The 21630-nt window shown below is 67.2% G+C and carries 23 protein-coding genes; 9 read left to right on the forward strand and 14 right to left on the reverse strand.

The annotated features are described in order from the left end of the window. Positions 1–132 precede the first annotated feature (132 nt). The 4 genes from R8G01_03900 to R8G01_03915 all read left to right on the forward strand — a co-directional run bounded on the left by R8G01_03900 (position 133) and on the right by R8G01_03915 (position 5094). A complete protein-coding gene (locus R8G01_03900) occupies positions 133–846 on the forward strand; it encodes a hypothetical protein (protein ID MDW3213115.1) in 714 nt (237 codons plus the stop codon). Between the two features lie 101 nt (positions 847–947). Continuing rightward, positions 948–2678 (forward strand): recombinase family protein, encoded by a 1731-nt coding sequence (locus R8G01_03905; GenBank protein MDW3213116.1) that lies wholly within the window; start codon positions 948–950, stop codon positions 2676–2678. A gap of 1229 nt (positions 2679–3907) precedes the next feature. Beyond that, positions 3908–4966: a hypothetical protein gene (locus R8G01_03910; protein MDW3213117.1), complete on the forward strand. Its 1059-nt coding sequence runs from the start codon at positions 3908–3910 to the stop codon at positions 4964–4966. Further along, the gene (locus tag R8G01_03915; GenBank protein ID MDW3213118.1) at positions 4963–5094 is read left to right on the forward strand and encodes a hypothetical protein; all 132 of its coding nucleotides are present in this window, start codon (positions 4963–4965) and stop codon (positions 5092–5094) included. The genes R8G01_03910 and R8G01_03915 overlap by 4 nt, the downstream gene beginning before the upstream one ends. 100 nt (positions 5095–5194) lie before the next feature. On the opposite strand, the gene R8G01_03920 is transcribed toward R8G01_03915, so the two are convergent. After that, the gene (locus tag R8G01_03920; GenBank protein MDW3213119.1) at positions 5195–5575 is read right to left on the reverse strand and encodes a hypothetical protein; all 381 of its coding nucleotides are present in this window, start codon (positions 5573–5575) and stop codon (positions 5195–5197) included. Positions 5576–5978: 403 nt separating this feature from the next. Between R8G01_03920 and R8G01_03925 the strand changes: the two genes are divergently transcribed. After that, entirely contained in the window at positions 5979–6542 is a 564-nt protein-coding gene (locus R8G01_03925) for a hypothetical protein (protein ID MDW3213120.1), read from the forward strand. Positions 6543–6599: 57 nt separating this feature from the next. Then, positions 6600–8690: a SpoIIE family protein phosphatase gene (locus tag R8G01_03930; GenBank protein MDW3213121.1), complete on the forward strand. Its 2091-nt coding sequence runs from the start codon at positions 6600–6602 to the stop codon at positions 8688–8690. 70 nt (positions 8691–8760) lie between these two features. Here R8G01_03930 and R8G01_03935 read toward each other — a convergent pair whose 3' ends face one another. The 10 genes from R8G01_03935 to R8G01_03980 form a co-directional block, all read right to left on the reverse strand. Beyond that, positions 8761–9495: a class I SAM-dependent methyltransferase gene (locus R8G01_03935; protein ID MDW3213122.1), complete on the reverse strand. Its 735-nt coding sequence runs from the start codon at positions 9493–9495 to the stop codon at positions 8761–8763. Beyond that, positions 9492–10358 (reverse strand): decaprenyl-phosphate phosphoribosyltransferase, encoded by an 867-nt coding sequence (locus R8G01_03940; protein ID MDW3213123.1) that lies wholly within the window; start codon positions 10356–10358, stop codon positions 9492–9494. The genes R8G01_03935 and R8G01_03940 overlap by 4 nt, the downstream gene beginning before the upstream one ends. A 6-nt stretch (positions 10359–10364) precedes the next feature. Continuing rightward, the gene (locus R8G01_03945; protein ID MDW3213124.1) at positions 10365–10991 is read right to left on the reverse strand and encodes an HAD-IB family hydrolase; all 627 of its coding nucleotides are present in this window, start codon (positions 10989–10991) and stop codon (positions 10365–10367) included. Next, the gene (gene aroA / locus R8G01_03950; protein MDW3213125.1) at positions 10988–12262 is read right to left on the reverse strand and encodes a 3-phosphoshikimate 1-carboxyvinyltransferase; all 1275 of its coding nucleotides are present in this window, start codon (positions 12260–12262) and stop codon (positions 10988–10990) included. The genes R8G01_03945 and aroA overlap by 4 nt, the downstream gene beginning before the upstream one ends. 15 nt (positions 12263–12277) lie before the next feature. Further along, entirely contained in the window at positions 12278–13342 is a 1065-nt protein-coding gene (locus R8G01_03955; GenBank protein ID MDW3213126.1) for a prephenate dehydrogenase/arogenate dehydrogenase family protein, read from the reverse strand. Then, positions 13339–14151 (reverse strand): pseudouridine synthase, encoded by an 813-nt coding sequence (locus tag R8G01_03960; GenBank protein MDW3213127.1) that lies wholly within the window; start codon positions 14149–14151, stop codon positions 13339–13341. Before R8G01_03960 ends, R8G01_03955 begins: the two co-directional genes overlap by 4 nt. After that, entirely contained in the window at positions 14132–14746 is a 615-nt protein-coding gene (gene scpB / locus R8G01_03965) for an SMC-Scp complex subunit ScpB (protein MDW3213128.1), read from the reverse strand. Before scpB ends, R8G01_03960 begins: the two co-directional genes overlap by 20 nt. A gap of 20 nt (positions 14747–14766) precedes the next feature. Further along, entirely contained in the window at positions 14767–15546 is a 780-nt protein-coding gene (locus tag R8G01_03970) for a ScpA family protein (GenBank protein ID MDW3213129.1), read from the reverse strand. Between the two features lie 64 nt (positions 15547–15610). Next, on the reverse strand, positions 15611–15952 hold the full coding sequence (locus R8G01_03975; GenBank protein MDW3213130.1) for a hypothetical protein: 342 nt from the start codon (positions 15950–15952) through the stop codon (positions 15611–15613). Positions 15953–15954: 2 nt separating this feature from the next. Then, a complete protein-coding gene (locus R8G01_03980) occupies positions 15955–16521 on the reverse strand; it encodes a CGNR zinc finger domain-containing protein (protein ID MDW3213131.1) in 567 nt (188 codons plus the stop codon). An 81-nt stretch (positions 16522–16602) separates the two neighbouring features. Between R8G01_03980 and R8G01_03985 the strand changes: the two genes are divergently transcribed. From R8G01_03985 to R8G01_03995, 3 genes are all read left to right on the forward strand, one after another. Continuing rightward, entirely contained in the window at positions 16603–17250 is a 648-nt protein-coding gene (locus tag R8G01_03985; GenBank protein MDW3213132.1) for a hypothetical protein, read from the forward strand. A 69-nt stretch (positions 17251–17319) separates the two neighbouring features. Further along, positions 17320–18306 (forward strand): tryptophan--tRNA ligase, encoded by a 987-nt coding sequence (gene trpS, locus R8G01_03990; GenBank protein ID MDW3213133.1) that lies wholly within the window; start codon positions 17320–17322, stop codon positions 18304–18306. 63 nt (positions 18307–18369) lie between these two features. Next, the gene (locus tag R8G01_03995) at positions 18370–19677 is read left to right on the forward strand and encodes an MATE family efflux transporter (protein MDW3213134.1); all 1308 of its coding nucleotides are present in this window, start codon (positions 18370–18372) and stop codon (positions 19675–19677) included. Positions 19678–19681: 4 nt separating this feature from the next. Here the strand turns inward: R8G01_03995 and R8G01_04000 are convergent, their stop codons facing one another. Genes R8G01_04000 through R8G01_04010 form a run of 3 tightly spaced genes read right to left on the reverse strand, consistent with a single transcriptional unit; the run spans position 19682 to position 21626 of the window. Continuing rightward, positions 19682–20143, reverse strand: coding sequence for a hypothetical protein (locus R8G01_04000; protein MDW3213135.1), 462 nt, complete (start codon positions 20141–20143; stop codon positions 19682–19684). Then, on the reverse strand, positions 20140–21075 hold the full coding sequence (gene xerD / locus R8G01_04005) for a site-specific tyrosine recombinase XerD (protein MDW3213136.1): 936 nt from the start codon (positions 21073–21075) through the stop codon (positions 20140–20142). Before xerD ends, R8G01_04000 begins: the two co-directional genes overlap by 4 nt. Then, positions 21072–21626, reverse strand: a complete 555-nt coding sequence (locus R8G01_04010; GenBank protein ID MDW3213137.1) for an NUDIX hydrolase — start codon at positions 21624–21626, stop codon at positions 21072–21074. Before R8G01_04010 ends, xerD begins: the two co-directional genes overlap by 4 nt. Positions 21627–21630: the final 4 nt, after the last annotated feature.

Consider the following 21630-nt stretch of genomic DNA (forward strand, 5'->3'; position numbering starts at 1 on the left):
CGCCCTCGACTTGATAAGGGCACAAAACTCGTCAGACCTGTCGGGCTCGGCAAACCCACGAACAGGGGTCTTGTCAACCGGCGTGAACCTGCCGGGTGGCGCGCCCGCATCTACCCGACCGCAGGTGAAGCAGTGATCTCGTTCAAGCCGTCGATCCGGTTCGACACCGCCCCGACATGGGACGCCTCGAACGGGTACGCCGCCGAACCTGCCCTCGATGACGGCACGATCGACCACAACCAGCAACGCGCCGGACGGCGAGCGAAAGCACGGCTGCGCCGCTACTGCGCTGCGAATCAGATCAACCGGCTCGTCACGCTCACCTACGCGCCACCGTTCTGCACCGACCCGAAACAACTCCGCTCCGACCTCGGCCAGTTCTTCCGTCGCCTCCGCACCGAGACTGGCCACAAGCTCCCGTACGTGTGGGTTCCCGAGCTCCACAAGGACGGCCAACGCTTCCACGCTCACGTCGGACTCAACCGTTACGTGCGTAAGGATCTGATCGCGTCATGCTGGCCGCACGGATTCGTGGACGTGCGACGCATCCGCGTCCGTCACAGCAACGGCGCCGGTGATCTCGCCAAGTCACGCCAGGCCGCGAACTACCTGTCGAAGTACGTCGCCAAGACCTTCGAAGCATCACGACCGGTCGGCTACCACCGCTACGAAGTCGCGCAAGGCTTCCAACCCGCCGAAGACCTCTTCGCCCACCCGAGCGAAGCTGCGGCCCGTGCCTGGGTGATCGCGCAGCTCGGCGGCAACGCACCATCGTTCGTGTTCAACTCCGACGACCTCGACGACTGGACCGGCCCGGCCTGTCGCGTCCTGTTCTTCGATCAGTGACACCATGTCCGACCAACCCGACTACGACCGTGTCGCTGACACGCTCATCACGATCGCTCTCCGAATCACCTGCACCCGCACCAACCCGAAAGGCTCCACCCATGCTGACCGTGGCCTATTGCCGAGTCTCGACCGAGGAGCAAGCCGCCGAAGGGTTCTCGATCGAGGGCCAAGCCGACAAACTCGCCCAGTACGCGGATCTGCACGACCTCGGCACTGTGATGACCATCACCGATCCCGGCCGATCGGGCAAGGACCTGAACCGACCGGGCCTGATGCAACTCCTGCGGATGGTCGATGACGGCCACGTCGACCACGTCCTGGTCTGGCGACTCGACCGACTCTCCCGCAACCTCGGTGACCTGATCGGGCTCGCTGACCGGTTCGGGCAAGCGAACGTCGCGCTGCACTCGCACACCGAGAACCTCGATCTGTCGTCTGCGACGGGGCGGATGTTCTACAACATCTTGGGGTCGTTCGCTCAGTTCTACCGAGAGCAACTCTCCGAGAACGTCCGACTCGGGATGCGCCAAGCTGCACGCCAAGGCCGGTGGACCAACCGACCCCCGACCGGGTACGACCTGGTCGACGGTGTACTGGTCGCGAACGATCAGGCCGACACCGTCCGCGCCGTGTTCCAGCTCCGCACCGAGGGACTCAGCCACGCCAAGATTTCGGAGCGGACCGGTGTGAATCAGTCCACGGTGCTGTCGATCCTGCGGAACCCCGTCTACCTCGGCCAAGTCAAGTGCGGTGACCAGTGGATCGACGGGCTGCACGACGCGCTGGTCACTGACGCTCAGTTCCAGGCCGCACATCGAGGACGCCGCAAGGGCTCACGCCGGGGCAAGGATCTGATGTCGGGTCGTGTTCGTTGCGGCAAGTGTGCACGGGCGATGTCGGTGATGGACAACGGCGCCGGCTACCTCGGCTACCGTTGCAAGCACCGCGGCCAGACCTGTGACGTGCCTCGGTTCTCGAACAAGGGCCTGCTGAGAAGTGCGCTGCTCGGTCTGAGGTTGATTCGCGATGATTCGGAGCTTCAGGCAGCGATCAGGGAGAGCCTGGAGAGCCGCCGAGCGGGCCGGAGGACCGCTGGCGGGCTCCAGGTCGACCGACGCCGCCAGATCACCGAACTAGAAAACCAGCGCCGCAAACTGCTGCAACTCTTCTACGCCGACCAGATCAGCGCTGATGGCTTCCACGACGAAGAACAACGACTCAGCAACCAGATCGCCGCCCTCGACGTGATCGAGCCCGAACCAGAACCCGCGGACCTGCCCGAACAGTTCGACCGAGTCGTGGAGATCCTCAACGACATCGACTGGGACACCATCTGGGAAGCCGCCACCGACACCGAACGCCGAACCCTGCTCGATGAGTTCGTACCCACCGTCAACGTCTACGGCGACCACCTCGAAGTCGAAGTCAGAGGCGTCCCGAAACTGAACGTAGCCCTACACGAAGTAGGGCTACGCGGTTCCGTTGAGAACACTGGTGTCGGAGGACCGAACCACACGATCCCGTACCGGCCACTGGCGTCTTATGAGCTGACGCGATCTAAGGCCCACGGATCTTCGGCAGCCTGCTCAGTACGTCGAACCCGGCGGTTTCGCACTGAGACTGACGTGGCTACCGGAAACTCCACCAACCATGTCACGGAGAAGATTCCTCCTAGCTTCCTCTACGAAAGCTCCAAGAATCCAAGAGGCGCGGCCGTCGTCTACATCAAAGATCATCGATGGCCGATAGCGCGCCACCCCGGAGCAATAGAACATCGCCGCATACCTGCCGAGATCCGCACGCATCGGAAGCCAACGCGATTTCCATAGCGACGGTGACCATTCGTCGTACCCATACAACCCGTGACTCTGAATGTCGCGCAGGCACGCTGACGCGTGCGCCTGCACATCCGCCACTTCAGAGAGCAACGGACCCCCCTCACCCGGTTCAACGCGATCGACGACAAACTTGGACTGCAGGATCACAGCGGGCGGCATATCGATCCCGGTTAGGCCAACGAGAAGATGAGGGTTCTCGACCCGGTCGAAGTGCTGCGCAAGGACCCGATGTGTGCTGCGGCAGTCCATGACCCGCGATGTTCCGGCGCAGAGGCCAAAGAGATACCAGATTGTGTTCGCGTCCCAGCACACGACAAACACAACGGAGCCAGTCGTGTCTGCGGCAATTCCCGCCAGCTGAAGCTCGGCTCCGACATCGGAGCAGGACTGCAGAAGCGAGATCACGGGCAACTCCTCGTCAGTCGCCAGTTTGGCGCCCGTGCGCGCCTCGTACAGGTGCCGGAATACGCCTTCCTTAACGGTAACGATCTCCGTACTGAGGCCCCGAGCGCGAGCCGGGTTGTAGCTCAGCCCATGTCCGATGCGTTTGCGATAAACGACCTCCGGGTCCAATCGCAGAAGTTCGGCCTTCGCCAAGTTCAATGCGGAGTAGTACGAGAGCAACGCCGCAGATGCACCTGTGACGACCTGTGCCGCGTCGTCATACCGTCTCGCCTGCTCAATGTAGCTGCGGAACTCCGGCCAGTAGCGATTGAACTCCTGAAGTTCTGGCCAGAGCTTTCGACCTTCGTCTCGAATTCGCGCTGGCGCGTCAACCATCCGCCATAGAACTTCGCGCTCGTCTGCGATGTTGTGCACAGTGAGACTCCGCAATGAATCTGGCGGGAAAGGTCTAAAACGTCGACCGCCTGATCGGTTCCGCGGTTGGACTGTGCGGATAGTTGCTTGTGCCACCCCACCTAACCCCTCGAAAGTCATCGGGTGCGTTCTCTGTAATACAGCACCCTCAAACTGCACAGTACCCGTTCCGGCATCCTCTCCTGAGCCGCCGAGCCCGAAGGGCGACGGCGGAACCTCGATCTTCCTTCGAACGCACGGCAGGCCTTGACAGCGAACTACACCGATGCCATTCTGAATCCCAACGCGGCACCCGGTGAACCCCGGGACAGCTCGAAGCGTCGGCAAGAGACCGAAGTTCATCCAATCCCATTCCCGCATCCGCCGTCAGGTGATGCGGTCGAGCCGGAAGATGAACTCTCTTGCTACTCACGCACCCGTCCGCACCCGTCGAACTCGCATCAGGCATTGATGCGCTCTATCTGTCCGCCCGCGGCACTGTGCCCCAGATGCTGCTCGACGAACTCGAACAGCACAGAACCACCGCCCACGACACCGAAACCCCGGTCGACACCACGCTCGGCGGCTATCTCGTACGCGTGCTCGGATCGGGTTGGGGTAAGTATCGATACTGCGCTCAGCACGAACTCGCCCGTATCGGAATCACCCACAGCGAACGGCTCCCAGCGGTCCGCATACAACCCACTGCACTGGCGCTTCACTCGCTCGGACCAGCGCAAACGGTGCTGTTCGTCCGCAACCTCCTCGATGCTGCTGGCGTTGTCGACGCCACGCTGAGCGTGTCACGTCTTGATCTGCATTCGGACTGGCAGCACCTTCCGATCGACGCCGACGAACGAACGAGCTTCGTGACGTACTCCGATCGTCGAGCCCTCTACGAAGTCGACGATCAGTTGACCGGGTTGAACTTCGGCAAGCGTGGCGGTGCGGTCTATGCCCGCGTCTACGACAAGACCCGTGAGTCCACCGACCACGGCCACGACTACTGGCCCAAACTCTGGGGACCAGCGTTCGACCCCAACCTCCCGGTGATCCGCATCGAGTTCGAGTTCACCCGTGACGGACTGCGCGAGTTCGGAGTGAACACCCCCGAAGAGGCATTCGACATGACCGGCGCACTGTGGGCCTACGCCACCCACCAATGGCTCACCCTGCGTATCCCGAGCGGTGACGAGACCCGCTCACGTTGGCCCCTCGACCCTCGCTGGGCTGCTGTCCAACGATCCAGCCTCGTCGGAGCTTCGATCCCAGCCGAACGCATTCGAGCCGGCGAACACGCTGGAACTCTACGCAAGATGCTGCCCGCACTGGTCGGCTACCTCACCGGAGCCGCGCTTCCACTCGGCACCCACGACATCGACGACACACTCGACGCGCTCGTCCCGCACCTGGTCGCCCACTCACAACAAACCGGAGTCAGCTTTGCTGATCGCATCAGCGACAAGAGGCGCCGATCATGAGCGCGCCGGACTATCAGCGGGTCGCATCCGTGATCGCCCAGATCCTGGCGCGTATGGTCCTGACCACACCCGACCCCGACGAGGAGGGAACCGATGCTGACGATCGGATACGTCCGAGTCTCGACTGACGACCAAGTCGAGCACTCCCCCGCCGCCCAGCGGAAACGCTGTGCCGAGTACGCCAAGCTGAAAGGCCTCGAGCCGCCCCGGTTCTTGTGCGACGAAGGATTATCGGGCAAGAACCTCGACCGGCCCGCCATGCAAGAGCTGATCGAGCTGATCGAAGCTGACCAGGTCGCGAACCTGATCGTCTGGCGCATCGACCGACTCTCCCGTGACTCCGGTGACGTCAACCGGCTCTTGAAACTGTTCGAGCGGCACTGCGTGATCGTTCATTCGTTGAGCGAGGGCACCGTCGAATCCGCCACAGCGTCCGGCCGGTTCACCGCTGGCATGCACGGACTGCTGGCGCAGCTCGAACGCGAGAAGATCATGGAGAACGTCGCGACCAGTATGCACGAACTCACCCGTGCCGGATACTGGCTCAATACGCCACCGATCGGCTACGACCTCGTCGACCGGGTCCTCATCGCCAACGACGACGCCCACCTCGTCCGCCGAGCGTTCAAGATCCGAGCCGCCGGCGCATCACTCCCGCAGGTCGCGAACGCAACCGGTCTCAAGTATTCACGCGTCCGGCACCTGCTACAGAACCGCGTGTACCTCGGCGAAGTCTGCATCAAAGACGATTGGTTCCCCGGACGCCACGAACCATTCGTCACACCCGAGCAGTTCGACGCCGCCCACCGCGGGCACGTCCCTGGCCGACGACGCGGCACCGACCTGCTCACCGGACGCGTCCGCTGCGGCACCTGCGGCAAGCTCACCGCGATCGACACCAACGGACGCGGCACACCGATCTACCGATGCCTGCAGCCGTGGCCACGGCTGCAACATCCCCGGCCGATCCGCCAAAGGGCTCCACCGCGCGGCACGACTCGGCATCGAACTCTTGCGGACCGACGACCAACTGATCGAAGCAATCCGGCATCAGCTCGCAGGCAGGGCCGAGCGAGCCGGAGGCGGAGCGGCGGAGCCGTCCCGCTCCGGCGCGCTGGCCAACCTCCGACGCAAACGCGACAAGCTCCTGCAGCTGTTCCTCGACGACAAGATCACCGAGGACTACTTCGCCGACAACGAACGCTCACTCACGAACCGGATCAACGCGCTCGAAGCCGACCACGCCGACACCCTCGAAACCGCCAAGACCACCAACGCACTCGCTCAAGCATTCGAGCGCGCCGCCGCACTCCTGCGCGATCCCGACTTCGACTTCGACGCCATCTGGGCCAACGCCAACGACAAAGAACGCCGCGTGTTGATCGAAGAACTCATCGAAGCCGTCACGATCCACGCCGACCGCCTCGAAGTCACCGTCACCGGGGCTCCACCCTTCCTCGTCAAACTCGACGAGGTCGGACTCCGCCCCAGTGGTACGGGACCTGTTGTGTCGGAGGACCGACGAGAGCGATCTCGACGTGATCGAGGTCGCCGATGCCGATCGGTCAGCATCTGAGGTTGGTCGCGCTCGGCGGACGGACGCGTGCTACGTTCCGCCGATGGAAGGTCCAACGTGACCGACGGCGAGATCGAGGGTCCCGATCCTGGCATCGGACTCCGCAACGTCGTCGACGCGTTGACGCAGGCCGTCATCGTCACGGACGCCGACGGCCACATCCTGCTGTGGAGCCGGTCGGCCGAAGCGCTGTACGGGTGGTCCGAACCCGAGGTGCGGGGACGCTCCGTGCTCGACGTGCTGGTCCCGCTGGGCGAGATGTCCGCCAATCGCGAGGATCTCCAGGTCGTGGCTGCGGGCCGTTCAATGGCCGGAGATCGTCGCGTCGCGAGCCGTGACGGTCGGGTGTTGCGCGTCCGGACCCACACGACCCCCGTGGTCGACGACGCCGGAACCACGCTGTTCCTGGTCGGGACGTCCGAGGACGTCGGCGAGCTGCGCGATCGCGAGCAACAGGCGCGTGACCTCTCGGAACACTTCGCTTCGGCGCTGGAGGCCGGCGGCCTCGGAACCTGGCGATGGACGATCGCAACCGGCCGAACCGTGTGGGACGAACGCCTCGAAGCGCTGTTCGGGCTGTCCTCTGGCGAGTTCGACGGAACCTTCGACATGTATGTCGCTCTCCTCCATCCCGACGATCGTGAGGAGACACTCGCCGTCGTCTCGCAGGCGATCGAGGACAAGTCGTCGTACCGCGTCGAACACAAGGTGGCCTGGCCGGACGGCAGCGTTCATTGGCTCGCGGGCGCAGGAACCGTGACCCTCGACGAGCACGGAGAGGTGACGGGCACCGTCGGATGCTCGATGGATGTGACCGAGCGAGTCGAACAGGAGCTCGAGCGGCGGCGGCTCGCCGACCTCGCGGTGGTCTCGGCGGCGAACGAGCGGCTGCAGCGGGAGCGTCTCGAGTTCCTCAGTGTCGTGAACGACGCGTTGAACAGGTCGCGGTCCGTCGAGACCCTGATGCAGAATGTCACGAGGGTGGCGGTCCCCCGGCTCGGGGACTGGTGTGCGCTCCACGTCCTTCCGACCGACGGATCGTCGATCCCCGACACCGAGGTCGGACACGTCGACCCGGACATGATCACCCATGCGAGCGAGTTGCAGGCGCAGTTCCCGTATGACCCGGAGGCCCCGACCGGGGTGCCGGCGGTGATTCGCACCGGCGTCACGGAGTTCTATTCCGATCTCTCTCCCGAGCTGCTGTCGACGATGGAGCTCGAGGAAAGGGCGCTCGACGTGGTCGAGGAACTCGATCTGCGCTCCTTCATCGCCGTCGCACTCAAGAAGCGCGACCGGATCCTCGGAGCCATCCAGTTCGTCTCCACGGGAACCTCGCGGCGCTACGACGACGACGACGTGGCGCTCGCCGAGGCCATCGCAGCTCGGATCGCGTCGAGCATCGAAAACCTCCGGCTGCACGCAGAGCACCGGAGAATCGCTCGCACACTCCAACGCAGCCTGCTGCCCGAACGCCTTCCCGACGTGCCCGGTATCGACATCGCCGTTCGCTACTGGGCGGCGGGCGACGCGACCGAAGTCGGAGGCGACTTCTACGACGTGTTCACCCTGGACCAGCCCGGGCAGTTCGCGATCGTGCTCGGCGACGTCTGCGGGACCGGACCAGAAGCGGCCGCGCTCACCGGCCTGGCGCGCCACACCGTCCGCGACAGCGCGTGGCACGACGATCCGCCAGGAGCCGTGCTCCGTGCGTTGAACCGGGCCGTGCGTCGGTCGGGCACGAACACCTTCCTCACCTGCGTCTACGCCACCCTCGAACCCGGCACGAAGACGATGTCGGTGACGTGCGCCGGTCACCCACTCCCGGTCCACGTGAGCGCCCGGGGCGCCGAGGCCGTGGGTCGACCGGGGACCTTGATCGGCGTGCGCGACGAGGTCGCCGTCCACGAGGTCGCCGTGATGTTGGACGAGGGCGACGTCGTCGTGCTCCACACCGACGGCGCGACCGACCTCCCTCCGCCGCATGGTCTCGACGAGCCGGCGTGGCGCACGCTCGTACACGACGCCGTGCGATCGGGCGGCACGGCCGACGACATCGCCGAACACATCCAGCACGCACTGGCCGAGATCCTCCCGTTCGAGTCACGGCACGACGACATCGCGCTGCTCGTGCTCAAGACCGCCTGACGGCCGAGTCAGATCACCCGCGAGGTGGCACTCCGGCCTCGACCCTGATGCAGCGTCCTGTCAGTCGGCGTCAGTAGGGCCAGTCGGGTGCTGCTCGCCCGAGGCGGCGGAGGAGTTTGCCGAGGCCGAGCGTGAGGACGACCTTCAGGCCGACGTTCTTGGCGAACCACGGGAGCTGGGCGAGTTGTTGGGCGGCGTTGACCGGCCGCTTCACGTGGCCGGTCGCTCGGTAGGTGGTCAGCGAACGGGAACGTGACACGTAGGTCCAGCGGCGACTCGCCACCAACTCACGGAGGATCGCCAGGGTCACGCCGATGCTGCTGAAGCTGTCGTGGATCAGCATCGTGCCGCCGTCGGACACTCGCGCGCCGTACGTCGCGATGTCGGCTCGGGCCGGGCCGTACCGATGGGCGCCGTCGACGTAGAGGACGTCGATCTCCCCGTCGATCTCGGCGAGCGCGTCGTCGCTGAACTGCCGCAGGTGCGTGACACGATCGGCGACACCGGCTCGGGCGAGATTCCGGTTGAAGTGCTGGTGGTCGTCGTCGGCCTCGGCTTCGAACCCGTCGATCTCCTGTGGGCCGCGATCGTTGCCGGCGTGCGGGTCGATCGCGATGACCATGGCGTCGGGCGGACACGCCGATGCGAGCACGATCGTCGACCGGCCGTGGAAGCTCCCGATCTCGACGATCGTGCCACCCGGAGTACAGGCCCGGGCGGCGTCGTACAGGGCACGTGCCTGACCCTCGGTCATCCAACCATCGACCTCGGAAACCGACGCCCACGCCGCGTCGAACGACGTCACGTGTACACCGCGAGCCCGTACACCACGACCCAGATCAGGCCGAGGATCTGCAACACCCGGTCGCGCCCGAACACTTCTTCCGGTGCCGCTCCTTGCCCCTGCTCGAGCACGAGGGCGTAGCGCAGGAACGCCGTCAGCATCGGCACGACCGACAACTCGTAGTACGGCAACTCCGAACCCGACAGCGACTTCGTCTCGAACGCCCAGACGCAATAGCTGACGAGCGCACCACCGCACGACACGGCGAGCACGAAACGGAGGTAGCCCTCGCTGTACTCACCGAGGGTCGAGCGCACCCCGCCGGCGTCGGCGCCCAGCTCACGCTGCTCGGCGAATCGTTTGCCGCTCACGATGAAGAGCGAGCCGAAGGTGGTGACGAGCACGAACCAGCTCGACATCGGCACGTCGACGGCGACCGCACCCATCGCGGCGCGCAGCACGAACCCCGAGGCGATCGCGACGAGGTCGACCACGGCGATGTGCTTCCAGATCGCGCTGTAGGTGAGCGTGATCAGCATGTAGATCGCGACCACTGCGACCGCCCGCCACTCCCCCGTCAGGGCGGCGAGGCCGAGCGCGACGAGCGGCAGCAGCGTCCCCAGGATCCGCCCCGTCGTGAGGCTCACCTCGCCCGCAGCGATCGGTCGCGTCGACTTGGTCGGATGGACCCGATCGGCTTCGACGTCGAGCACGTCGTTCCAGAAATAGGTGCCACTCGCCGCCAGGCAGAACGACACGAACGCCAGCACCGTGACGCCGAATTGGCCCGGCTGATCGAGAACGCCGGCGGCACCGGGCGCGGCGAAGACGAGAACGTTCTTCAGCCACTGTTTCGGGCGTGCGGTCCGGATGATCGGGTGCATGGCAGATCAGGGCGCAACGCTAGCCAGCGGTGCCGTGACCCAGTGCGGATGGTCCGCGGCGGCGAGCAACTCGCGGTCGCCGGTCGAATCGCCGTACGCGTACAGCGTGACCTCGTCTCGGCACCAGCCATGCCCGGCGAGCCACTCGTCGAGCCGGCGCACCTTCTCGGGTCCGCGACAGTTCGGGCCGTCGAGCCGCCCGGTGCAGCGTCCATCGACGACTTCGAGTCGCGTGCCAGCCACCTCGACCCCGCCGAGCACGTCGGCGACCACTCTGACGTACTGCTCGTAGCTCGCCGTGACGATCACCACCCGGTGATCCTGCGCGAGGTGCCACTGCAGCCGTGCGACCGTGTCGGCCCGCATCAGCGTCTCGGCGATCGTGACGCCCCACGACGCTGCCTCGGCATCGACGCCCTCGATGGGGCGGTCTCGGAACACGATGTCGGTGGCCAGCGCACGCAACCGGTCGCGGTCACGGCGGGTGGCGATCGGCAGCAACCGGAGCGTGTGGGGCAGGAGCGACACCGCGAACCGGCGGCTCGTCGTGAACCGCCGGAGGAAGGGCACGACCGTGTCACGCTTGGTCAGGGTCTCGTCGAAGTCGAACGCCGCGACGGTGGTGACGCTCACGTGTGCAGCTCGTCGAGCATCGTCCAGAATCCGGGCCAGCTCTTCGACACCACCTCCGGGTCCTCGACCTCGATCCCGTCGCAGGCTGAACCCAGCACGCCGAACGCCATGGCCAGTCGATGGTCGTGATGCGTGGCCAATCGTGCCGGACGCAGTGTCGCCGCCGACGGCCGGATCGCGAGCCCGTCGTCGGTCTCGTCGATGTCGACGCCGGCCCGACGCAGCTCCGCCGACAGGTCTCCGAGCCGGTCGCTCTCCTTCTCGCGGATGAAGCCGACGCCGCGGATCCGTGTGGGCGACGAAGCGAACGCCGCGACCACGGCGACGGTGGGCACCAGGTCGGAGATGTCGGCCATGTCGATGTCGATGCCGCGCAGGTCGCCGGCGCCGGACACCGTCACCTGGTCGGTGTCCCGGTCGAGGCTGCACCCCATCTGCGCCATGACGTCACCGAACCGTGCGTCACCCTGGAGCGCGCCGGCGCCGAGTCCGGGCACCGTCATCGACCCACCGCACACCGCGGCGAGCGCCAACGGGTAACTCGCCGACGAGGCGTCGGGCTCGACGGCGGTCTCGGTCGGTGTATAGGCGGCGGGGCCGACCCGGATGCGCCGCTCCGCGACCTCGACGTCGGTGATGCCGAACCAGCCCATCACGGACGCGGTGAGCTCCACGTACGGCCGCGAGACGAGCGGCGTGGTGAGTGCGAGATCCAGCCCACCGGGCAACTCCGGTCCGATCAGCATCAACGCGGTGACGTACTGACTCGACACGTCACCGCGGATCTCGACGCGGCCGGTGACGGGCGGTCCGGTGATGGTCGCCGGGAGATTGCCGAACGACTCCCCCGGCGTGACGACGACACCGAGTTGGCCGAGCGCCTCGTGCAACGGGCCGAACGGACGTGCCCGCAGCGGCGGGTGGCCGTCGACCGTGAGCGGTGTGGAGCCGAGTGCCGCCACCGCGGTGATGAAGCGTGACGTCGTCCCGGCGAGTCCGGCGAAGAGTGTGCGCGGTACATTCGCCCACGCGGTGCCGACGCCGGTGATCCGCACTCGATCGACGTAGGCATCGACGGCGAGACCGAGCGTGCGCAAGCAATCGAGCATTGCCCGGGTGTCGTCGCCGTCGGGCACGTTGGAGATCGAACTGACACCGTCGGCGAGCGCAGCGCAGACGAGTACCCGGTTGGCGATCGACTTGGAACCGGGGACGGACACGTGTCCCTCGACGGGCCCATCGAGGCGTCGGACGCGACGGGTCTCGGTCATCGAACGCCGTGCATCTCAGACGAGCGGGGTGACCGCTGGCTTGAACCCGCGGGCGATCAGGCCGCCACGGAACACGTCGCTCGAGGCGGCATCGACCAGTACCACGGCGACACCCCGATTGCTCTCGGGCATGTGGACCACCTCGAAGTTGGCGATGTTGACCCCGAGGTCGGCCGCGAGGGTGAACACCTCGGCGGCAGCGCCGGTGCGGTCGGGAATCGGGATCCGGACCTCGGCGACGTTCTCGGGATGCGCCACGCGCCCCGGCAGGTTCGTGCGGGCATCCCTGGCGGCCGAGAGGGCCGTTTGGAGCGCCTCGCGGTCGTCGGCATCGACGATCTCACGAATCTCGGACAGACGCCCGATCAGACCGTCGAGGGCGGTCACGATCGCCGGTCGGTTCTGCGTGCAGATGTCGAGCCAGATGTCGGGATGCCCCGACGCGATCCGGGTCATGTCGCGGAAACCACCGGCGGCGAGTCGCAGCAGCGCTGCGTGCTCTTCGGCGCGGTCGGACGCCAACTGCATCAGCGTCGCGGCCGCGAGGTGCGGAACATGACTCACGACGGCGACCACCTGGTCGTGTCGCTCGGCGGTCAGCGCCACGACCTCGGCCCCGAGCGAGCGCAGCACGCCGGACACCGCGGCGAGTGCTCGGTCGTCGGTGCCCTCGTCGGGTGTCAGCACCCAGATCGCGCCGTTGAACATGTCGCCGTCGGCACCGGCGAGACCGTCGAGTTCGCTGCCCGCCATCGGATGGCCGCCGATGAAGCGCTCGTCGACGCAGGCAGCGGCGATCGGCCCCTTGACCGAGCCGACGTCGGTGACGAGTCCGGTCGTCTCGCCGAGCGCCCGCTTGACCGAGTCGGCAATCGCGAGCACCGGCACCGCGACGAAGGTGATCTCGGCGTCGGGATCCAAACCACCGGCGTCGATGACCTCGAGTTCGACCGCACGGGCGACCGTGTCGGGTCGGGCATCGTCGCCGTGGACCCGCCAACCCCGCTGCCGGAGTCCGAGCGCGACCGATCCACCGACCAGCCCGAGGCCGATCACGTTGGCGGTGCGTTGCCGTGTCACGATCCGGAATCGTACCGGCGGCCCTGTTCGGCCACGGCTTCGGTCAACGCTCGCCGCTCGGCCGTGCTCAACTCGCGCCAGTCACCGGGGCGCAGCGATCGGTCGGTGATCGGTCCGACACGGGTCCGTACCAGCCGCATCACCGGGTGCCCGATCGCTTCGCACATCCGCCGGACCTGGCGGTTGCGCCCCTCGTGGATCGTGAGACGGATGATGCCCGGCGCCGGCTGCGACGCCTGTGCCGGCGAGGTGACGCCGTCGTCGAGTTCGACGCCGTCGCGCAACTGGCGCAGCTGACCTGCGGTCAGTCGGCCCTTGACGTGCACCAGGTATTCCTTCTCGACGCCGTGGCTGGGGTGCGTGATGCGATGGGTGATGTCGCCGTCGTTGGTCAGCAGCAGCAGGCCTTCGGTGTCGGCGTCGAGTCGCCCGACCGGGAACACCCGGGGTTCCGACGGCACCAGATCGACCACGGTCTTGCGCCCGTGGGTGTCCTTGGCCGTGGTGACCACACCGGCCGGCTTGTTGAGCAGGTAGTACACGAGACCCGGGCGGACGCCGACCGGTGCACCGTCGACCTCGATCAGGTCGTTCTCGGCGTCGACCCGACGGCCGAGCGCCGCGACCTCGCCATTGACCCGCACCCGCCCTTCGGCGATCAGTTCCTCGCAGACGCGACGGCTTCCCCATCCCGTCGACGCCAGCACCTTCTGGAGCCGCTCGCCACCGGGCAGCTGTTGATGTCGGGCGGCGAGTTGTTCCCAGAGCGGCGGCTCGGGCTCGGGGCCGTCAGGCGGAGGGGCTGCCATCGCTCGTATCGACCCGGAGTCCGTGCTCGAGTGCCTCGACGACATCGGCGTCGGGGATGAACTCGGCGATCGGCGGCAGGTCGTCCAACGTGTCGATACCGAGCTTCTCGAGGAACTGAGCGGTCGTCCCGAACAGCACGGCCTGGCCCGGTCCGGTGTCGCGACCTGCTTCGTCGATGTACCCCCGCGCCTGGAGGGTGCGGATCACGCCATCGGGGTCGACGCCCCGGATCGATGCGACCTGTGCCCGCGAGATCGGCTGCTTGTAGGCGATGATCGCGAGCGTCTCGAGTGCGGCGCCCGACAATCGGGCCTTCTGATCGTGGAGCACGAACCGCTCGACGTACGGGGTCTGCTCGGGGTGCGTCTGATAGCGGAACCCGCCGGCGACACGCCGGAGCTCGAACCCGCGCTGCTGCTCGACGTAGTCGGCCGCCAGCTGCTCGCACCACTGCTCGACCGAGCTGACCGGTTGTTCGAGCAGTTGCGCCAACAGTTCGGGGGGCACCGGGTCGTGCGACACCATGATCACCGCTTCGATCGCTCGCTTGAACGCGGCGATCTGCTCCTCGACCGGCAACAACTCGTCCGACATGGTCACCAGTCTTACCGGATTCAGCCCTCGTAGGCGTCGATCAGGATGCTCTCGGCGGCGGCCTCGGCATCGCCGCCGCACCACTCGACCTCGATGTCGCCGAACCGCTCGGGCTGGTCGATCTCGACGAAACCCTGTTTGAACAGCTCGAGCACCGCCAGGAATCGAACGATCACTTCGATGCGGTCGGCGAGGTCGGCCGTCAGCCGCCGGAAGGAGATCCGGCCCGCCCGTGGGAGCTCGTCGATCAGTTCGGCGACCGCGTCGGCGACCGTGACCTTGATCGGGTTGACGTGGAACAGGTCGACGATCGGTTCCGGTGTCGGCGTGAGCGCCCGGATCGCGGCGCTCTGGAAGCGGCGCAGGCTCGTGCCTTCGAGCAGGTCGGGCATGAGCTCGGCGAATCGCTCGTCGGGCCCGACCGTGCGAGGGAACGACAGGTCGGCCTCGTCGGCCAGCCGATGGAAGATCTGGGCGACGTCTTTGAAGGTCTTGCACTCGATGAGGCGGGCGAGCAGCAGGTCGCGCTCCTCCCAGAGTGCGAACTCCTCGTCGAGGTCCATGTCGGTCTGACCGGGCAGCAGTCGTCGAGTCTTGAGTTCGACGAGCGTGGCCGCGATCAACAGGAACTCGGTGGCGAGGTCGAGATCGAGGGTCTGCAACTTCTCGAGCTCGGCCAGGTACGCGTCGACGATGTGCGACAGGTCGATCTCGTACAGGTCGACCTGTTCTTTCAGGATCAGCTGCAGGAGCAGGTCGAAGGGCCCGTCGTAGATGGGCGTGTGCACGTCGATGGACATCGGGGAAGACTCTACCGCGGCAAATGACAGAGGTGTAACCACGTGCGTGTGAGTTCTCGGCCGCTCACTCGTCCGTCGGCGCCCACGGCGGCCGCTCGCCGGTCTCCAGTTCGACGACATCGGCTTTGGCCGCCCGATATGTCGCATCGGCCTCGGCGGTGCCCGAGCCCGACGAACGGCTCGCCTTCACCGCGGCGATGGCCCGCTCCAGACGCTGCTCGGCCCGGGCGAGCTTCGCGGCGTGCTCCGCGGCGAGACGCGCTGCGAGCTTGGCGGCCTCTCGTTCGGCCTGGATCCGTTGCTGCTCCGCACGTTCGGCCGCCTTCGCCTGGTCGAGTGCGCGCCCGAACCGCACGAGCGGGTCGGGGTGCTCTGGCTGGCGGCGGTTGCGCTTGCGAGCGGGCATGGTCAACCCTCGCGCGACCGACGGGCGCGATGCGCAGCGGTGTGCGTTCGGCTCGCGCATCGCTGGTCGGAGCAGAACCGTCGCGAACGGTTCTTGGTCGAGTCGTAGAAGACGTGCTCGCACCCCGACGCCGCGCACCGCCCGAAGCGGTCGACGCCGTGGTCGCACAGCGTCTGGGCGAGGCCCATGAGGAGGTCGACGGCGACCTGGTGGGCGAACGGCGTCGTCGCCGACGTCCAATGGATGTGCAGGGCGAAGCCGTCGTGTGAGCTCAACGACGGAGCGATAGCGCAGGACTCGAGTGCCCCGTTGACCTGCGTGACCGCGTCGACGAGTTCGAGCCCTGGTAGCGAACCGAACAGCCGGGCGAGCGGCACCGACCGGTCGACGAACGCCTCGATCTCGACCTGGCTCGCCGTCCGCGCGCGCACGAAGTCGTGATCGACCAACACCGCTCGAACCCGATCCGCGAGGTCCGGCTCGTCGTCGGCGATGACGTTGGCCAACTCCATCGCGGCGTCGACCGTCACCCTGAGTTCCTCGTCGAGCGAGTCGGCACGGACGAACATCTCGCCAGGTTACGACCAGGGAGACGAACGTCACAGCGCATGCCCGAGCCGTAAGGGTCTATGGTGGTTATGCTCCGCACCATGGAGTTGAGCGCCCTGACCCTCGTCGTGATCGCCGCGAACGTCCTCGGAGCCGCCATGGCGGTCCCACAGGCCCGCAAGCTGCTCCGCACCCGCTGCACCGACGGCATCTCGGTCACGTGGGCAGCGATGAGCGCCACGGTGAACGCCTGGTGGGGCGTCTACGGGGTTGCGGTCGACGACTACGGCATCGTGCCGGTCAGCGTCGTGTCGGTGGTGTCGTACCTCGTGATCGCCGTCGGCGTCGTCCGCTTCTCGGCCACCCCACCTCGACGACAGATCGTCCCGGCGGTGCGTGCGGTCGTGCTCGTGAGCAGCATTCCGGTGATTGCCCTCGTTGTCGACGGGTGGCTCTCGGCCGGGATCACGCTCGGCGCGCTCTACGGCGCCCAGCTGTTCCCCGCCGTCGTGGCCGTCTACCGGACGGTCGACGTGTCGGGCGTGGCCGCGGCGACGTGGGTCATCGCGTTGGTCGAGGCTGCCCTCTGGGGCGTCTACGGTTTCGCCGGCGTCGACGTCGGCCTGCTGTCGCTCGCCGGTACCGGCATCGTGATGTCCACCCTCGTCCTCGTCCGACTCGTGATCCGTCGGCCGCGCCGGACCCGCGTCGACGCATCGATCGACCTGGCGACGTTCGCTCCCGCGTGATCGCGCCGGCGCCGGGCGGCACAGGTCGTCGACACTGCTGAACCGGTGGCGCCGCTAGCCTTCTGGCCCGTGACACGCGTGCTCTCCTGTATCCAACCGACCGGCGCCGTCCATCTGGGCAACTACCTCGGGGCGCTCCGCAACTGGGTGGCCGGCCAGCACGAGAACGACGTCTTCCACGGCATCGTCGATCTGCACGCACTCACGATCACCGAGGAACCCGGGGTACTGGGCGATGCCACGCTCGATCTGGCCGCGATGCTCTTCGCGATCGGCCTCGACTCCGACGTGGCCACCATCTTCGTGCAGAGTCATGTGCCCGAGCACTCCCAGCTGTGCTGGGTGATGGAGTGCACGGCGTCGTTCGGCGAGCTGAGCCGCATGACCCAGTTCAAGGACAAGTCCGCCAGGCGTGAGCACCTGTTCGTGTCGGCTGGGTTGTTCACCTACCCGGCGCTCCAGGCCGCCGACATCGTGCTGTACGACTCGGAACAGGTGCCGGTCGGCGACGACCAGCGCCAGCACATCGAGATCACCCGCGACATCGCGATCCGTTTCAACCACCGCTTCGGCGACACGTTCGTGATCCCCGAAGCGGTGACGCCGGCGGCCGGCGCTCGCGTGATGGACCTCCAGGACCCGACCTCCAAGATGTCCAAGTCGGCCACCACCGAGAGCGGCTGCATCATGATGCTCGACGACCCCAAGGCGATCATGAAGAAGTTCAAGCGGGCCGTCACCGACTCCGATTCCGAGGTTCGCTACGACGTCGCCGAAAAGCCGGGGGTCAGCAGCCTGCTCGACATCCTCGCCGCTGCGACCGGCACCACCCCGCAGGCGGCAGCCGAGGGGTACACCCAGTACGGGGCGCTCAAGGTCGACACCGGTGAAGCCGTGGTGGCGATGCTCGAGCCGATCCAGGCCCGGTACCGCGAACTGATCGACGATCGGGCCGAACTGACCCGACTGCTCCAGATCGGATCGGGCAAGGCCCGAGACGTCGCGAGCGCCACGCTGCAGCGGGCATACGACGCCATCGGGCTCGTCCCCGCCTGACCGGCGCCCCCGACACCTGGCCGATCGTCCGGTCGGCGACGTCGGTGCGTATGGTGGTCCGCCGTGCCACGCCTCTCCTCGATCGACCGCCGGATCCTCGGGCTCGCGATTCCGGCGCTCGGGTCCCTGGCGGTCGAACCGGTCTACATCCTGGTCGACACCGCGATCGTCGGCCAGTTGGGGACCGACCAGCTGGCAGGCCTCGCGATCGCGGCGACGGTCCTGTCGTTCGTCTTCGCCGGCGCGAACTTCCTGACCTACGGCACCACCGAGCGGGTCGCTCGTCGGCTCGGCGCCGGCGATGAGGCCGACGCCGCCAACGTGGGAGTGCAGGCCATGTGGCTGTCGCTGCTGTTCGGCCTCCCGGCCGCTCCCCTGCTGTATTTCGGCGCCCGCCCGATCGCCCGGCTGTTCGGTGCCGACGGCGAGGTCCTCGAACACGCGGAGACCTATCTCTCGCTGAGCGCGATCGGTGTGCCGTTCTTCCTCGTCACGCTGGCCGCGCAGGGTGTGATGCGCGGCGCCTCCGACTACACCACGCCGCTGTGGGTGCTCCTCGGCGCCAACGTGGCGAACCTGGTGATCGAGCTGGTCTTCGTCTTCGTGCTCGACATGGGCGTCGCCGGGTCGGCCCTGTCCACGGTGATCGCACAGGTGGGCGCCGGCCTCGTCTTCATGGCGATCCTCCGGCCGCAACTCGCCCGGGCGACGATCCGTCGCCCGAGTCTGGACGGGATGCGGCCGCTGATGTCGGCCGGCAAGTACCTCCTGCTGCGGGTCGGTTCGATGCTGGCCGTGTTCGGCGGTTCCACTGCGATCGCCGCCCGGATCGACAAGTCGACGCTCGCCGCCCACCAGATTGCGAACAGCATGTTCATCTTCCTCGCCCTCGTGCTCGACGCACTGGCGGTTCCCGCGCAGACCATCGTCGCCGAGGAACTCGGCAAGGACGACGTCGCCACCGCGGCGCACGTGGCGAGGCGATCGGCGCGTCTCAGTTTGTTGACGGGCCTCGTGCTCGCCGTGCTCCTCGCTGCGCTCGCGCCGGTGATCCCGCACGTCTTCAGCGACGACGACGCTGTCGTCGCCCGAGCGAGCGGGGCGCTGTGGTGGCTCGCCGCCGCGGTCGTACCGGGCGCGATCGCCTTCGCCCACGACGGCATCCTGATCGGCGCCGGCGACTACCGGTTCCTCGGCCGAGCCGCCTTCGGCTACCTGGTCGCCGTGACCCCGATCGCGGTGCTGATCGTCCTCGCTCCCGGCCTCGGGATCGCCGGGATCTGGGGCGGCCTCCTCGTCTGGATGATCATCCGGGCGGTGGTGAACGACCGCCGGACCCGGCACGTGCTCGCCGCCGGCTGGTCGACCTGACCAACTACGCCCGGTCGCAGCGCTGCAGGGTGTCGTAGGCCGGACCGCGCTCGTCGATCAGTTCGACCGTGGCCGGGTCGCTGCCCGCGGCGGCCGCGAGGTCTGAGCCGATGCGCTCGTGGTCGTGATAGATCCGGAACCGCTCGGTGCGGGGCCCGACGACCGACGCCACGACCCGGCCGAACGTCCCGAGCCCGCATTCGACCTTGCCGACATCGTGCAGGAGCGCCCCGGCGATCTCCGCCCGGGTCGCATCCGGCCGTGCCTCGACGAACCGACGCCCGACCTTGGCCGAGTGGCGCCGGTCCTGATTGGACATGCGCCGCCACAGGGCCACCTCGCCCGAAAGCAGATGGGTCTCGGCCCAGACCTCCTCGGCGACCTCGGGCGGACGGCCGGACAGTGACGTCACGAACCGGAGCGCCAGGTGATGGGGCTGGGTCAGCAGATGTCGTGGCTTGCTCATGTCGAACCACCCCTGACGGCACGCGGGTGCGCACTGCGATAGACCTCCCACAGGCGGTCCTGGCTGACGCGGGTGTAGATCTGCGTGGTCGAGATCGAGGCGTGGCCGAGCATCTCCTGCACGATACGGAGGTCGGCGCCGTGGTCGAGCAGATGGGTCGCGCACGAGTGTCGCAGCACATGCGGCGACAGGTGGTCGGTGATCCCGGCCCGCTCGCCGTACTTCTTGATGACGAGCCAGGCTCCCTGGCGGCTCAGGCGACCACCGCGCTGGTTGAGGAACACCGCTTCGGCATCGCCGCGTCGCTTCCAGCGGTCCGGCACCATCCGGACCCGGCCCGACGGGCCGAACCACTCGTCGAGCGCCAGTGCAGCGGCCGACCCGAACGGCACGATGCGCTCCTTGCTGCCCTTGCCGAATACTCGGACCAGCGATTCATCGAAGTCGAAGTCGCCCACCGACAGGCCGACCAGCTCCGACACGCGCGCGCCGGTGGCGTAGGCGAGCTCGAGGAGGGCACGATCGCGGCGGTGGACCGGCTCGTTACCGATCACGGCGTCGAGCAGGCTGACGATCTGTGCTTCGGTGAGCGGTTTGGGGAGACCGGACGGCACCCGGACCCCGTCGAGCCGAGCCGCTGGATCGTCGGTCCGGTACTGCTCGACGGCCAGGTAGCGGTGCAGCATGCGGATCGCCGCGATCTGGCGCGCGATCGACGAGGTGGCCGCATCGGTCGCACGCCGTTGGGCGACCAGCTGGGTCAGGTCGTCGTGACCGACCGTGAGCGGCGAGAGCCCCCGGCTCTGTAGCCACCCCTGGTACTGGAGCAGGTCCCGACGATACGCCTGGACCGTGTTGCGGGCCCGGCCACGCTCGGCCGAGAGCCAGACGAGGAACTCCTCGGCTTCGAGGGGCAGTTCGTCGGATCTCATGAGCGAAGGCGTCGGTCGGTGGCCAGGAGGCCGACGACCGTCTTGGCGTCGCTGATCTCACCCCGATCGATCATGGAGAGCGCATCGGCGAGCGGGAGATGGACCAACCGCATCGCCTCTTCTTCCGGGCCGTGCCGATCGAACTCGGCCGGGGTGCAACCGGTGGCCAGGAAGATCGTGCAGACCGAGTCGGTCATCCCGGGCGATGGCAGCATGTCGACGAGGTGTGACATCTCCCCCGCACGGAGGCCCGCCTCTTCGATCAGCTCGCGGCGGCCGGTCGCTTCGGGCGGTTCGCCGGGGACGTCGCGCATGCCCGCCGGGATCTCGATCACGTTACGCTCGTACGGTGGCCGGTACTGCTCCACGAGCACGACCGACGGCTGGCCTTCGGCGTCGAACACGAGCGGGACGACCCCGACCGAACCCGGCGACCGGACGACGTCACGCCGGAACGCTGTGCCGTCGGGAGCCTCGAAATCGGCGACGACCACCTTCCAGATGTGTCCCTGGTGGACGTCCGTGTCACCGAGGTGGCGGAAGCCGGCCATGAGA

The organism is Ilumatobacteraceae bacterium (assembly GCA_033344875.1).
Classification (GTDB): Bacteria; Actinomycetota; Acidimicrobiia; order Acidimicrobiales; family Ilumatobacteraceae; genus Ilumatobacter.

Coding starts and splice junctions, on each gene's coding strand:
- R8G01_03980 (MDW3213131.1), bottom strand. CDS start 16,521: ATGTTCGTCCGTGCCGACTCGCTCGACGAGGAACTCAGGGTGACGGTC.
- R8G01_03940 (MDW3213123.1), bottom strand. CDS start 10,358: ATGCACCCGATCATCCGGACCGCACGCCCGAAACAGTGGCTGAAGAAC.
- R8G01_03985 (MDW3213132.1), top strand. CDS start 16,603: ATGGAGTTGAGCGCCCTGACCCTCGTCGTGATCGCCGCGAACGTCCTC.
- R8G01_03970 (MDW3213129.1), bottom strand. CDS start 15,546: ATGTCCATCGACGTGCACACGCCCATCTACGACGGGCCCTTCGACCTG.
- R8G01_03915 (MDW3213118.1), top strand. CDS start 4,963: ATGAGCGCGCCGGACTATCAGCGGGTCGCATCCGTGATCGCCCAGATC.
- R8G01_03960 (MDW3213127.1), bottom strand. CDS start 14,151: ATGGCAGCCCCTCCGCCTGACGGCCCCGAGCCCGAGCCGCCGCTCTGG.
- R8G01_03975 (MDW3213130.1), bottom strand. CDS start 15,952: ATGCCCGCTCGCAAGCGCAACCGCCGCCAGCCAGAGCACCCCGACCCG.
- R8G01_04000 (MDW3213135.1), bottom strand. CDS start 20,143: ATGAGCAAGCCACGACATCTGCTGACCCAGCCCCATCACCTGGCGCTC.
- aroA (MDW3213125.1), bottom strand. CDS start 12,262: ATGACCGAGACCCGTCGCGTCCGACGCCTCGATGGGCCCGTCGAGGGA.
- R8G01_03905 (MDW3213116.1), top strand. CDS start 948: ATGCTGACCGTGGCCTATTGCCGAGTCTCGACCGAGGAGCAAGCCGCC.
- xerD (MDW3213136.1), bottom strand. CDS start 21,075: ATGAGATCCGACGAACTGCCCCTCGAAGCCGAGGAGTTCCTCGTCTGG.
- R8G01_04010 (MDW3213137.1), bottom strand. CDS start 21,626: ATGGCCGGCTTCCGCCACCTCGGTGACACGGACGTCCACCAGGGACAC.
- scpB (MDW3213128.1), bottom strand. CDS start 14,746: ATGTCGGACGAGTTGTTGCCGGTCGAGGAGCAGATCGCCGCGTTCAAG.